Consider the following 12,805-nt stretch of genomic DNA (forward strand, 5'->3'; position numbering starts at 1 on the left):
GCCTCGGGCGCGGCCCCGGACCGGCGGCGAGTTAGGGTGTGCGGCACCCGTACCGCGCCGAACAGGAGAGCCCCCGTGAGCGCCGAGACGCCCGAGTTCGCCGTCGACCCCGAGGACGCCAAGCTGGTCACCCTGGCCCGGGCCACCCGGGCCCGCAACGGGGCGAGCGAGGGCGCCGCCGTGCGCGACGAGACCGGGCGCACCTACACCGCGTCCACGGTCGCGCTGCCGTCGCTGGAGTTGTCGGCGCTGCGCACGGCCGTCGCGATGGCGGTCGCGGGCGGGGCACGTGCTCTGGAGGCGGCGGCGATCGTCGGGGCCGAGGCCGCGGTGACCGAGGCCGACCGGGCCGCGGTGCGCGATCTCGGCGGCGCCGGTACGCCGATCCTGTCGGCCGGTCCGGACGCGGTCGTGCGCGCCGTCGCGAGCGTCTGAGGCCCGATACCGACCGCCTCGGGGCGGCGGCCGCACCCGCGACGCAAGGAACGCTCGCTTCTTGAGCGACAATGTCACCCATGAGTGATCGCCCTAACCCCTCCGCGCCCGTCCACCGCTCGGGCTTCGCGTGCTTCGTGGGCCGCCCCAACGCCGGCAAGTCCACCCTGACGAACGCGCTGGTGGGCACGAAGGTGGCGATCACGTCGGGCCGCCCCCAGACCACCCGCCACACGGTGCGCGGCATCGTGCACCGCCCCGACGGCCAGCTCGTCCTGGTGGACACCCCCGGCCTGCACAAGCCGCGCACGCTGCTCGGCCAGCGGCTGAACGACCTGGTCCGGGCCACCTGGGCGGAGGTCGACGTGATCGGCTTCTGTATCCCGGCCGACCAGAAGGTCGGCCCCGGCGACCGGTTCATCGCGGCCGAGCTGGCCGAGTCCAAGCGCACGCCCAAGGTCGCGATCGTGACCAAGACCGACCTGGTGGACCAGCAGACCCTGGTCCAGCAGTTGCTCGCGGTGCAGAAGATGGGCGAGGACGTCGGCATCGAGTGGGCCGAGATCATCCCGGTCTCCGCCGTCGGCGACAGCCAGGTGACCCTGGTCGCCGACCTGCTGATGCCGCTGCTGCCGGCGGGCCCGTCGTTGTACCCGGACGGCGAGCTCACCGACGAGCCGGAGATGGTGATGGCCGCCGAGCTGATCCGCGAGGCCGCGCTGGAGGGTGTCCGGGACGAACTCCCGCACTCGCTCGCGGTGGTCATCGAGGAGATGATCCCGCGCGAGGACCGCCCGGCGGACAAGCCGCTGCTCGACGTGCACGCGAATCTCTACGTGGAGCGGCCGAGCCAGAAGGCGATCGTGATCGGGCACAAGGGCGCGCGGCTCAAGGACGTGGGCACGCGCGCCCGCAAGCAGATCGAGGCGCTGCTTGGGACGCCCGTCTACCTGGACCTTCACGTGAAGGTGGCCAAGGACTGGCAGCGCGACCCCAAGCAGCTCCGCAAGCTCGGTTTCTGAGGTCGGTCGAGGGGTCAGCGGCCGTACGGGCCGGACTGGTTGGCGTTCGCCTTCACCAGCACGAACACGGCGGCGCCGATGGTGATCACGGCGCCGACCAGCACCATCCACAGCCCGTACTCGGCCGTGAGGTCGACCTTGTCCAGGATCTTCTTGGCCCGGTCGACCTGGGAGTCGGGCAGGTCCGCGTCCTGGATCGGCAGTCGGGTCTTGTCGGCGATGTTCCAGATCGCGAAGCCCAGGGCCACGACGCCGGCGACCCCGGCGCTCGCGGCGACCTGTGCCTTGCGCAGCGCGATGCCGATGCCGAACAGGACGACGGCGATCAGACTCGCGGTCAGGGTCCACTTGCCGTCGCCCTGGAGGCCCTTGATCGGGTCGCCCTCACCCTTGGCGCCGATCCAGGCCAGGCACGAGCCGACCGCCGCGATCGCCGCAGCGACCACGCCGGCGATCGCCGCCGGCGCGAACGCCGCCGCTCCGCCACCCATGCCGCCTCCGCTCGGCGTGGGCGGCGGGTAGCCACCGGGCTGCTGCCCGTAGCCCGGCTGCTGTCCGTACTGCTGCGGGGGCTGCTGCCCGTATCCGGGCGGCGGCTGTTGGCCGTACTGCTGCGGCGGCTGCTGTCCGTATTGCGGGGGAGGCTGCTGCCCGTAGCCGCCCTGCTGCGGCTGTCCGTAGCCCGGCCCGCCCTGCTGGGGGTATCCGCCGGGCTGGCCCTGACCCGGCTGTGGTCCGTATGGGCCCTGGTTGTCGTAGCTCATGGTCAGTGAGCGTAGGAGGAACCCGGCCGGCGGGGGAGGGGCTGGGCCGAAAAGATCACATGTGTTCGTATGCCGGATGCCGGCTCGACCGCTGCGAGCGTTCGGGTATGGTTGCGAAATCATGCGTCAGTGGCTGCTTCTCCTTAGCCGCCGCGCCGGGGGCTCATCCCTCTGACAGAGGTCAGACCGGCTCCCCCGTCGCGGGGATAGAGGCATGTCCGCACGTCGGAGCCTCCGGGATGTCGTTTCCTCCCGTCGCCGGCCTACCTGCCGTTGCAGCCCCGTTCCTCGCGTACAGGAGACCAGCCGCATGCCTTCCGTGAATCGCCCCACGCCGATCACCGCCTCGTCCGTGACGCAGCAGCCGTCCGGAATGCCGATTCACAAGTACCAGCCGTTCCGGGGCGTCGACCTGCCGGACCGCACCTGGCCGTCGAAGACGATCACGGTCGCACCGCGCTGGCTGTCCACCGACCTGCGGGACGGCAATCAGGCGCTGATCGACCCGATGAGCCCGGCCCGCAAGCGGACCATGTTCGACCTGCTGGTGCGGATGGGTTACAAGGAGATCGAGGTCGGTTTCCCGGCCGCGTCGCAGACCGACTTCGACTTCATCCGCTCGATCATCGAAGAGGGCGCGGTACCGGACGACGTCACCATCTCGGTGCTGACCCAGGCCCGTGAGGAACTGATCGGGCGCACCGTCGAGTCGCTGATCGGTGCGCCCAAGGCCACGGTCCACCTCTACAACGCGACCGCGCCCGCCTTCCGCCGGGTCGTCTTCAACGTCGACCGCGAGCAGTGCAAGGCGATCGCGGTGTCCGGCACCGAGCACGTGATGCGCTTCGCGGACAAGCACCTGGGTGCGGAGACCGCGTTCGGCTACGAGTACTCGCCGGAGATCTTCATCGACACCGAGCCGGACTTCGCGCTGGAGGTCTGCGAGGCGGTGATGGACGTATGGCAGCCCGAGGCCGGTCGCGAGATCGTGCTGAACCTGCCCGCGACCATCGAGCGCTCGACGCCGAACGTGTACGCGGACCAGATCGAGTGGATGAGCCGCAACCTGACCCGACGCGAGTTCATCGCGCTGTCGGTGCACCCGCACAACGACCGGGGCGCCGCGGTGGCGGCGTCCGAGCTGGCCGTGATGGCCGGCGCCGACCGGGTCGAGGGTTGCCTGTTCGGGCACGGCGAGCGCACCGGCAACGTGGACCTGGTCACGCTGGGGATGAACCTGTTCAGCCAGGGCGTAGACCCGATGATCGACTTCTCCGAGATCGACGAGATCCGGCGCACGGTCGAGTACTGCACCCAACTGCCGGTGCACCCGCGCCACCCGTACGCGGGCGACCTGGTGTACACCGCGTTCTCCGGCTCGCACCAGGACGCGATCAAGAAGGGCCTGGAGGCCCTGGACCGGGACGCGGCCGAGGCGGGCAAGCCGGTCGAGGAACTGGACTGGGCGGTGCCGTACCTGCCGATCGACCCCAAGGACGTGGGCCGCACCTACGAAGCGGTGATCCGGGTCAACAGCCAGTCCGGCAAGGGCGGCGTGGCCTACGTGCTCAAGGCCGACCACAAGATGGACCTGCCGCGGCGTGCGCAGATCGAGTTCTCCCGGATCATCCAGACCAAGACCGACGCCGAGGGCGGCGAGGTCACGCCGGCGCAGATCTGGGCCACCTTCCGGGACGAGTACCTGCCCACCCCGGACGCCCGCTGGGGTCGGCTGGAGCTGCGCGGTCACCGCACGGTCTCCGGCGCGGACGGCAAGGACGTGCTGACCGTCGAGATGAGCGTGGACGGCGCGGTGCAGACGCTGGAGGCGATCGGCAACGGCCCGATCGACGCGTTCGTGCGGGCGCTGGGCGGCCTGGGCTTCGACGCGCGGGTGCTGGACTACACCGAGCACGCGATGAGCGGCGGCGAGGACGCGCGCGCCGCGGCCTACGTCGAGTGCGCCGTGGACGGCCGGGTGCTGTGGGGCGTGGGCGTGGACGAGAACATCGTGCGCGCGTCGCTCCAGGCGGTGGTGAGCGCGGTCAACCGCGCCGCGCGCGGCTGACCGGGAAGCTTTCGCGAACGGCGGTTCCCGGCACGACGGGGACCGCCGTTCGCATGCTCGCGAATCCGCCCTTTTCGACGGCCCGACGCTCCGCCCCCGGCAAACAAAAGTAACCATCTGTCCGCTTTCGATGACGCTTCGTGAAAATCGTGGCAGCATCGGAGCAGGCGGAAATACTGCATTCCGTCGCGTGGGACGCAGGGGGCTGCACCATGTTCTTCGTCGTGGGCATCCGGACCATTCGATCGGCGATCGGGGACGGCGAATTCCACTGTCCGGCGTGTGGGGGCGATCGGCGCTTCCGCAAGGGCGGCGGTCGGCGTCGACTCGTGGTGTTCGGCGTCGCGCTCATCCCGCTCGGGCGAGCCGGCTCCGGCATCGAGTGCGCGGTGTGCTGCACGCGGCACGACGCCTCGGTGTTGGAGACGCCGACCGCCCGTGCGCTCACGCTGCTGCTGCGCGAGGCGGTGCGTGCCCTCGTGGTGGCCGTCGTGGCGGCCGTGGACGACGAGCCGCACGCGGCGGAGGCGGTGCGCGCGGCCGCGGTGCAGACGGTTCGGGCCGCGGGCATGCCGAGCTACGACGCGTGCACGCTCGCCGCCGACGTCGGGGCGCACGTGGCGCAGGACACCGCGTGGGCGCTCGCCGAGATCGCGCCGCATCTGGCGGTCGCCGGGCGCGAGCACCTGGTCGGTGTCGCGGCCCGGGTCGCGCTGGCCGGTGGGGCGTACGACCCGGCACATCGGGTGATCCTCTACCACGCCGGCGACCGACTCGGGCTCGGCCGGGCCCGCATCGATCATGTGCTCGCAGGTCCGTGAGCGGTGAGCCGGGCCCGCCGGTGGTGAGCGCCGCCCCGGCGCGTCGGCCGAGCGCGGCACAATGGGAGCATGAGCCTCCTCCGTGACGAGGGTGTCGTCCTGCGCGCCCAGAAGTTGGGTGAGGCCGATCGCATCATCACCCTCCTGACCCGCGACCACGGCATCGTGCGCGCCGTCGCCCGCGGGGTGCGCAAGACCAAGTCGAAGTTCGGCGCCCGGGTCGAGCCGTTCGCGCACGTGGACATCCAATTCTTCACCCGGGGCAGCGACTTCCCCGGTCGCGGCCTGCCGATCATCACGCAGGCGGAGACCCTGGGCGCGTACGGCGGTCGCCTCGCGCTGGACTACCCGGCGTACACCGCCGGGACGGCGATCCTGGAGACCGCCGAGCGGCTGACCGACCACGAGCGCGGCCAGCCGGCGCTCCAGCAGTACCTGCTGCTGATCGGTGCCCTGCGCACCCTCGCGATGGGCAGCCACGAGCCCGGCCTGGTGCTGGACGCGTTCCTGCTCCGTTCGCTCGCGGTGGCGGGTTACGCGCCCAGTTTCGTCGACTGCGCGCGCTGCGGCCTGGACGGACCGAACCGGTTCTTCTCCGTGCAGGGCGGTGGGACGGTGTGCGGCGACTGCCGTCCGGCCGGATCCGTCGTACCCTCACCCGAGACCCTTTCCCTGCTCGGTGCGTTGTTGACCGGCGACTGGGGCCGAGCCGACGCGAGCGAGCCGCGGCACCGGCGCGAGGGCAGCGGCCTGGTGGCCGCGTATCTGCAATGGCATCTGGAGCGGGGCATCCGCTCGTTGAGATTGGTGGAGAGATCGTGAGTCAGTCGCGTGGCCGCTTCGGCCTGTTCCCCCGCCGCCGGCGGGCCGAGTCGGCGCCCGCCCGGGCGGCTCGCGAGCAGCGGCACTACCGCGACCCGAAGCCGCACGCCGAGGGGGCGCTGCCCCCGGAGATCCCGGCCGACCTGGTGCCCCGGCACGTGGCGCTGGTGATGGACGGCAACGGTCGCTGGGCCAAGGAGCGCGGTCTGGCCCGCACCGACGGGCACACCGCGGGCGAGGCGTCGTTGTTCGACGTGGTCGAGGGCGCCGCGCAGATCGGCGTCAAATACGTCTCCGCGTATGCCTTTTCCACCGAGAACTGGAAGCGTTCGCCCGAGGAGGTGCGCTTCCTGATGGGCTTCAACATCGACACGATCCACCGGCGCATCGACGAGATGGACGAGCTCGGCGTGCGGATCCGCTGGTGCGGTCGGCGGCCCCGGTTGTGGGCGAGCGTGATCCGGGAGCTGGAGATCGCCGAGGAGCGGACCAAGGACAACACCAACCTCACCCTGGCGATGTGCATCAACTACGGCGGCCGGGCCGAGATCGCGGACGCCGCCGCGCTGATCGCCCAGGACGTCAAGGCGGGCCGGCTCGACCCGAAGAAGGTCGACGAGAAGTTGTTCGCGAAGTATCTGGACGAGCCGGACATGCCCGATGTGGACCTGTTCATTCGGTCCTCCGGTGAGCAGCGCACGTCCAATTTCCTGCTGTGGCAGTCCGCTTACGCCGAGATGGTCTTCCTCGACGTGTTGTGGCCGGACTTCGACCGGCGGCACATGTGGCAGGCGTGCGAGACGTACGCGTCGCGCGATCGCCGCTACGGCGGCGCGTTGCCGAACGCGGTCGCCGCCGCGGAGTCGGCGGCGGAGCCGGAGCCGGTCTCCTCGGGGTCCTCGGCCGCGTCGAAAGCCTGATCACCCCCGGCGGACCGCTCCCGACCGGCACCGCTCGTCCGAGTGGGCGACGATCGGCGGGTGAAAGGTTCGTAAAGCGGGGTGTGCGCTCGGCGGCAGCCGCTCGATCAATGCGAACATGACCATCATGTTCGAAAAGAGCGCGCCGCCGCGCCCCGCTGCCGCCGCCCGGACGGCGCCACCACCACCGCGCAGCGCCGAGTCGTCCGCGACCGTCGGGTCCGCCACGCACGGTCGCCCACCCGCCGAGCGGTGGCGGCCGGGCCAGCTCGAATTCTTCGTCCTCGCGCTGGTCGTGCTGCTGTTCGCCCAGCCGTGGATCGTGGATCGACTCGGCGCGCCCGCGGTGCAGACCTGGGCCACCGTATTCGTCGCGATCTCCGTGCAGGCGCTGCCGTTCCTGGTGCTCGGCACGCTGCTGTCGGCGGCGATCACCGCGTTCGTGCCGCCGTCGGTGTTCACCAAGGTGTTGCCCAGACGGCAGTCCCTGGCGGTGCCGGTCGCGGGCGCGGCCGGGGCGATCCTGCCCGGTTGCGAGTGCGCGTCCGTGCCGGTGGCCAGTGGGCTGATGGCGCGCGGGGTGGCGCCCGCCGCGGCGTTGGCGTTCCTGTTGTCCTCGCCCGCGATCAACCCGATCGTGCTGACCGCGACCGCGGTGGCCTTTCCCAAGCAGCCCGAGATGGTGCTCGCCCGGTTCGTGGCCTCGCTCGGCACGGCGGTGCTGATGGGCTGGTTGTGGGCACGATTCGGTCGGCCCGAGTGGATCAAGGTGATGCGCCGCCCGCACGAGCACGGCGGCAACGGCAAGTGGGAGAACTTCCGGCTCGCGCTGCAGCACGACTTCCTGCACGCGGGCGGCTTCCTGGTGATCGGCGCGCTCACCGCCGCGACGCTGAACGTCACGGTGCCCAAGCACGTGATCGACGCGGTCTCCGGTTCGCCGTGGTTCGCGGTGCTCGCGCTGGCCTTCCTCGCGGTGGTGCTCGCGGTCTGCTCGGAGGCGGACGCGTTCGTGGCGGCGAGTCTGATCGGTTTCTCGCCGACCGCGAAACTGGCCTTCATGGTGGTCGGCCCGATGGTGGACGTGAAGTTGCTCGCGCTCCAGTCGGGCACCTTCGGGCGCGGCTTCGCGGCCCGGTTCTCCTCGGCCACGTTCGTGGTCGCGATCGTGGCGAGCTACGGCGTCGGATGGTGGTTGTTGTGAGGCGGGACGTCCAGGCGGTGTTGTTGATCCTGATCGGCGGTGCGCTGCTGCGGATCTCGCTGACCGACATGTACCTGCGCTACGTCAAGGACGGGCTGCGTCCCGCGTTGCTCGCGGCGGGCGTGATCCTGCTCGTGGTCGGCCTGATCTCCGTGGTGCGGGACGGGATCCAGCGGCGGGCCGAGGAGCCGGCCGCAGCGCACGCGTCCGCGGAGGCGACCGGGCCCGCCGAGGGGCACGTCGCCGAACCGGCGGACGAGGGCGGGCACGGCCACGACCACTCGGCCGGCCCGCGCGCGGCCTGGTTGTTGTGCCTGCCGGTGCTCGCGCTGTTCCTGATCGCGCCGCCCGCGCTCGGTTCGTACACCGCCTCGCGCTCGGACAACGTGGTGGCCAAGCCGGCCGCAGCCTCGAACGACGCGGGCTTCCCGGCGCTGCCGCCGGGGGATCCGTTGCCGATGACCCTGGCGGACTTCCTGATCCGCTCGGTCTGGGACACCACCGCGCCGCTCAAGGACCGCAACGTCCAGCTCACCGGCTTCGTCACGCCCGGCAAGGCGCCCGGCACGTGGTACGTCACCCGGATGGTGATCAGTTGCTGCGCCGCCGACGCGTTCGCCCGCAAGATCGAGGTGCACGGCGTCGCGGCGCCCCCCACCGACTCGTGGGTGAGCGTCACCGGCCGCTGGCTGCCCAACGGCCAGATCCAGGCGGACGACGCGATGCCCGCGCTGACCGCGACGCGGGTCGATCACATCCCGACGCCGCGGGAGCCGTACGAGTAGATCCGCTGTCACGATGTCACGGTCGCGTCACCGCCGCGTTCGCGTCCTGCGAGCGCGGCGGCGGCGCGACGCCCCCGCTTCTACCGTGAGTTCGCGGACGGATCGCCTGGGGAGGACGATCCGCCGGACAACCGGGGGGAATTGCCATGGGTCGGGGAATGCGTCGTGCCGTCGTCGCGGCGATCATCGTGGGTGTCATGGGGTCGGGCGCGACCGCGTGTCAAAAGGACAAGGGCGGTTCGGACGCCGACCGCAAGCAGGGCACGACCGGCGAGGCGCCGAAGGTCTCGGACCAGGACGGCAGGGCCGGCGACGGTGATCTGCGGGTCGAGGGCGTGTTCCTGAGCGTCACGCCCGGCACGCTGGCCGGCGTCCGGTGCAAGAGCGCGTTCATGGAGACCTTCATCGGCACGATCAGCTTCGCCGACGGGCACAAGGGCGGGCGGATCACCATCAGCTACGGCGGATCCTCCGGCGGCATGAAGCAGGAGAAGATCGAGGTGCCCGCCGGGAAGAAGTCGATCACCAAGACGTTCGCCTACTCGGAGTTCCTCTACGGCGCTTCGATCGCGGCCGGGCAGCTCAACGTGCTGGAGCCCAACCGGGTCGGGTCGGCCACCGTGCGGCCCACCGGGACGTGCACCGAGGGCGGGACCTGGGGTGGCACGACGGCCGGTACGACCGGGGGCGGCACCTGGTAGCCGATCGGGCCGGGTTCAGTCGGCGGCGTTCGCGCACTGTGCGCAGGTGCCGAAGATCTCCAACTCGTGCGAGACGTCGCCGAAGCCGTGTTCGGCGGCGATCCGGTTGGCCCAGCGCTCGACCGCCGGGCCCTCGACCTCGACGGTGCGGCCACAGGAGCGGCAGACGAGGTGGTGGTGGTGGCCGCGGCTGCACCGACGGTAGACCGACTCGCCGTCCTGGGTGCGCAGCACGTCCACCTCGTCCGCGTCCGCCAGCGCCTGGAGGGTGCGGTAGACGGTGGTCAACCCGACCGCCTCGCCGCGCTGCTTGAGCAGGTCGTGCAGGTCCTGCGCGCTGCGGAAGTCCTCGATCTCGTCGAGGAGGGCCGATACGGCGGCACGCTGCCGGGTGGACCGACCCCGAACCGGGCTCGCGCCGTGGGCGGTGGTCACCTGGGTGCCTCCTCGATCACTACGGGCCGGACGGCGCGCTGTTCTCGTGCCGGCGCGGTGTGTCCATGTCTAGGTCGCCATTGTGCCGGCGCCGGGCACCTCCGCGTCCACCTGTACGTCGTCGACCCGAGCCGGGCCGGCCTCGGCCGCGGCGGCCTCCGCGCGCCGGGCCCGGCGCCGGTTCAGCGGTGTCGCGAGCAGACCCACCAGGACGAACAACGCGATGGCGAGCAGCACGATGGTGGCCCCGGGCGGCGCGTCGACGTAGTAGGTCAGCGCCGTACCGGAGACCGAGACCAGTACGCCGACCACGATCGAGAGCGCGGCGGTCATCGAGAACGTGCGCGAGAGCTGCTGGGCGACCGCGACCGGGACCACCATCAGCGCACTCACCAGGAGCAGCCCCACCACCCGCATGGCGACCGTCACGGTGACCGCCGCGGTGACCGCGAGCAGCAGGTTCAGCGCGCGCACCGGCAGTCCGGTCACCCGGGCGAAGTCCTCGTCCTGGCACACCGTGAACAACGCGCGGCGCAGGCCCAGGGTGACCACGAGCACCGCGACGGCCAGGATCGTGATGATCCGGATGTCCTCCGGCGAGACCGAGGTCAGCGAACCGAACAGGTACGACTGGAGATTGGCGTTGGAGCCCTCCGGGGCGAGGTTGATCAGCATCACGCCGCCCGCGATGCCGCCGTAGAAGAGCACGGACAGCGCGACGTCGCCGCTGACCCGGTTGCGTTCGCGGATCAGCTCGATCAGCACCGCACCCGCGGACGCGGTGAGTACCGCGGTCCACACCGGGGAGGTGCTGAGCAGGAAGCCCAGGCCCACGCCGGTCAGGGCGACGTGTCCGATGCCGTCGCCCATGAACGCCTGCCGGCGCTGGACCAGGTAGACGCCGACGGCGGGCGCGGCCATGCCCACGAGCAGGGCCGCGAGCAGCGCGCGCTGCATGAAGGGGAAGTCCAGGATCGTCACGAGAGCAGTCCCATCCCGGCGTGGTGCACGGTGTGATCGTCGTGCGGGTGTACGTGGTCGTGGCCCGGCAGCGCGTGTTGGCCGACCGCCCTGGGCGGCGGGCCGTCGTGGCACACGCAGCCCTCGCGCAGCACCACCGCGCGGTCGATCAGCGGCTCCAGCGGGCCGAGTTCGTGCAGGACGAGCAGGACCGCCCGGCCCTGCTCCTGCTGGGCGCGCAGGGTGCCCGCGAGTACCTCCTGGCTGCGCAGGTCCACGCCCGCCATCGGCTCGTCCATGATCAGCAGGTCGGGGCGGCGGGCCAGGGCGCGGGCGATCAGCACCCGCTGCTGCTGGCCGCCGGACAGGTGCGCGATGCCGTCGCGGGCGCGGTCGAGCATGCCGACCGCGGCCAGCGCCTCGTCCACGGCGGCCCGACCCCGGCGACCCGGGCCCAGCACGCGGCGGCCGTCGAGCAGGCCGGAGGTGACCACTTCGCGCACGCTGGCCGGGACACCCGCGGCGGCGGTGGTGCGCTGCGGCACGTAGCCGATCCGGGACCAGTCGCGGAAGCGGGCGAACGGCGTGTCGAACAGTTCGATCGTGCCGCCGGTCAACGGGACCAGGCCGACCAGGGTGCGGACCAGGGTGGACTTGCCCGAGCCGTTGGCGCCGAGCAGGGCGACCACCTCGCCGGGGTGCACGCTCAGGTCCACTCCGCGCAGTACCGGCCGGCCGCCCAGGGACGCGGTGCCGCCGATCAGTCGGGCGACCGGTGCCTGAAGTCGTGTCATGAGCAGCCGAGTCCCTTCCGCAGCGCGTCCAGGTTGGCGCGCATCACCGAGAAGTAATCGTTCTCGGCCTCGTTTTTTATGCCCTCCAGCGGATCCAGGACGGCGGTTTCGATGTTCAGGTCCCGGGCGAGGACCTTGGCGGTCTTGGGCTCGGCCAGGGTTTCGAAGTAGATCGTGGTCACCCCGCGTTCGCGGGCCAGCTTCTGGATGTCGGCGCGGCGGGCGGGGGAGGGCTCGGATTCCGGGTTGACGCCGTTCACCCCGATCTGGTTCAGGTGGTAACGCTCCGCGAGGTAGCCGAAGGCGGCGTGGGCGGTCACGAAGTCCCGGCGGGCGCACGTGGTCAGCCCGGCGGTGAACTCGCCGTCGAGGGTGTTCAGGCGCGTGGTCAGGTCGGCGGCGCGGGCGCGGTAGTCCGCCGCGTTGGCCGGGTCCGCGGCGGCGAGCGATTCGCCCACGCCGCCGGCGATCGCGGCGAGCCGGGTCGGGTCCAGCCACACGTGCGGATCGCCGTGCTCGGCGTCCGCGTGGTCGTGGCCCTCGTGCCCGCCCTCCTCGGCGCCGTGCACCTCGGTGCCGTGCTCCTCCAGCGGCGCGAATTTGCCGGCCTCGACGGTGTGCTTGGGTTTGTTCTGCGAGATCGCCTTGTCCACCGCGGGCTGCAGGCCCTTGAGGTAGACCACCAGATCGGCCTGCGAGACCGCGCCGACCTGCTTGGGGGTCAGCTCCAGATCGTGCGGCTCGGCGCCGGCCTTGGTCAGGTTCGTCACCTTCACGTGCGGCCCGCCGACCTGCTGGGCAATGAATTTCATCGGATAGAACGCCGCGATCACCCGCAGCTTCGCGCCCGTGCCGGTGTCCGCCTTCGCGTCGTCGGTGCCGGCGCATCCGGAGAGCAACAAGGCGGACGCGGCGGCGGCCGCAAGCAGGGCAGCCGGGGCGGTGCGGCGTATCTTCATGACAATGATTCTCAACTAGAATGACAATCGTTGTCAATAATAGCGGAATGGGCCAACCGTGGCGGAGTCGGTCGCGGGCATAAGGATTTACCGGGGCGACCGGCGCGCCGGTAGC

The 12,805-nt window shown here is 71.3% G+C and carries 14 protein-coding genes; 9 read left to right on the forward strand and 5 right to left on the reverse strand.

The genetic code is table 11. The features are described from left to right. The first annotated feature begins 75 nt into the window (after window positions 1-75). The gene (locus ACH4U8_RS16920) at window positions 76-435 is read left to right on the forward strand and encodes a cytidine deaminase (RefSeq protein WP_395778562.1); all 360 of its coding nucleotides are present in this window, start codon (window positions 76-78) and stop codon (window positions 433-435) included. 71 nt (window positions 436-506) lie between these two features. Continuing rightward, a complete protein-coding gene (gene era, locus ACH4U8_RS16925) occupies window positions 507-1,457 on the forward strand; it encodes a GTPase Era (RefSeq protein WP_395778564.1) in 951 nt (316 codons plus the stop codon). Window positions 1,458-1,471: 14 nt separating this feature from the next. Here era and ACH4U8_RS16930 read toward each other — a convergent pair whose 3' ends face one another. Next, window positions 1,472-2,221 (reverse strand): hypothetical protein, encoded by a 750-nt coding sequence (locus ACH4U8_RS16930; protein WP_395778566.1) that lies wholly within the window; start codon window positions 2,219-2,221, stop codon window positions 1,472-1,474. A gap of 310 nt (window positions 2,222-2,531) precedes the next feature. On the opposite strand from ACH4U8_RS16930, the gene leuA reads away from it, so the two are divergent. The 7 genes from leuA to ACH4U8_RS16965 all read left to right on the forward strand — a co-directional run bounded on the left by leuA (window position 2,532) and on the right by ACH4U8_RS16965 (window position 9,542). Next, entirely contained in the window at window positions 2,532-4,289 is a 1,758-nt protein-coding gene (gene leuA / locus ACH4U8_RS16935) for a 2-isopropylmalate synthase (RefSeq protein ID WP_360304633.1), read from the forward strand. Window positions 4,290-4,501: 212 nt separating this feature from the next. Next, the gene (locus ACH4U8_RS16940; RefSeq protein ID WP_395778568.1) at window positions 4,502-5,110 is read left to right on the forward strand and encodes a TerB family tellurite resistance protein; all 609 of its coding nucleotides are present in this window, start codon (window positions 4,502-4,504) and stop codon (window positions 5,108-5,110) included. A gap of 69 nt (window positions 5,111-5,179) precedes the next feature. Beyond that, on the forward strand, window positions 5,180-5,932 hold the full coding sequence (recO, locus tag ACH4U8_RS16945; RefSeq protein ID WP_360304635.1) for a DNA repair protein RecO: 753 nt from the start codon (window positions 5,180-5,182) through the stop codon (window positions 5,930-5,932). Beyond that, window positions 5,929-6,852 (forward strand): isoprenyl transferase, encoded by a 924-nt coding sequence (locus ACH4U8_RS16950; protein ID WP_360304637.1) that lies wholly within the window; start codon window positions 5,929-5,931, stop codon window positions 6,850-6,852. The genes recO and ACH4U8_RS16950 overlap by 4 nt, the downstream gene beginning before the upstream one ends. A gap of 118 nt (window positions 6,853-6,970) precedes the next feature. Next, window positions 6,971-8,056 (forward strand): permease, encoded by a 1,086-nt coding sequence (locus tag ACH4U8_RS16955; protein WP_395778570.1) that lies wholly within the window; start codon window positions 6,971-6,973, stop codon window positions 8,054-8,056. Next, window positions 8,053-8,841, forward strand: a complete 789-nt coding sequence (locus ACH4U8_RS16960) for a TIGR03943 family putative permease subunit (protein WP_360304641.1) — start codon at window positions 8,053-8,055, stop codon at window positions 8,839-8,841. The genes ACH4U8_RS16955 and ACH4U8_RS16960 overlap by 4 nt, the downstream gene beginning before the upstream one ends. Before the next feature lie 158 nt (window positions 8,842-8,999). Continuing rightward, window positions 9,000-9,542 carry a hypothetical protein gene (locus tag ACH4U8_RS16965; RefSeq protein ID WP_395778572.1) on the forward strand — a complete coding sequence of 181 codons (543 nt, stop codon included), beginning with the start codon at window positions 9,000-9,002 and terminating at the stop codon, window positions 9,540-9,542. 15 nt (window positions 9,543-9,557) lie between these two features. On the opposite strand, the gene ACH4U8_RS16970 is transcribed toward ACH4U8_RS16965, so the two are convergent. The 4 genes from ACH4U8_RS16970 to ACH4U8_RS16985 all read right to left on the reverse strand — a co-directional run bounded on the left by ACH4U8_RS16970 (window position 9,558) and on the right by ACH4U8_RS16985 (window position 12,690). Further along, window positions 9,558-9,977, reverse strand: a complete 420-nt coding sequence (locus ACH4U8_RS16970) for a Fur family transcriptional regulator (RefSeq protein ID WP_020553159.1) — start codon at window positions 9,975-9,977, stop codon at window positions 9,558-9,560. 69 nt (window positions 9,978-10,046) lie between these two features. Further along, window positions 10,047-10,958, reverse strand: a complete 912-nt coding sequence (locus tag ACH4U8_RS16975) for a metal ABC transporter permease (protein WP_360304645.1) — start codon at window positions 10,956-10,958, stop codon at window positions 10,047-10,049. Further along, window positions 10,955-11,731 carry a metal ABC transporter ATP-binding protein gene (locus tag ACH4U8_RS16980; protein ID WP_379990278.1) on the reverse strand — a complete coding sequence of 259 codons (777 nt, stop codon included), beginning with the start codon at window positions 11,729-11,731 and terminating at the stop codon, window positions 10,955-10,957. Before ACH4U8_RS16980 ends, ACH4U8_RS16975 begins: the two co-directional genes overlap by 4 nt. Further along, window positions 11,728-12,690, reverse strand: a complete 963-nt coding sequence (locus ACH4U8_RS16985; RefSeq protein ID WP_395778574.1) for a metal ABC transporter substrate-binding protein — start codon at window positions 12,688-12,690, stop codon at window positions 11,728-11,730. Before ACH4U8_RS16985 ends, ACH4U8_RS16980 begins: the two co-directional genes overlap by 4 nt. Between the last annotated feature and the right edge of the window lie 115 nt (window positions 12,691-12,805).

Source organism: Embleya sp. NPDC020886, assembly GCF_044333915.1.
GTDB lineage: Bacteria > Actinomycetota > Actinomycetes > Streptomycetales > Streptomycetaceae > Embleya.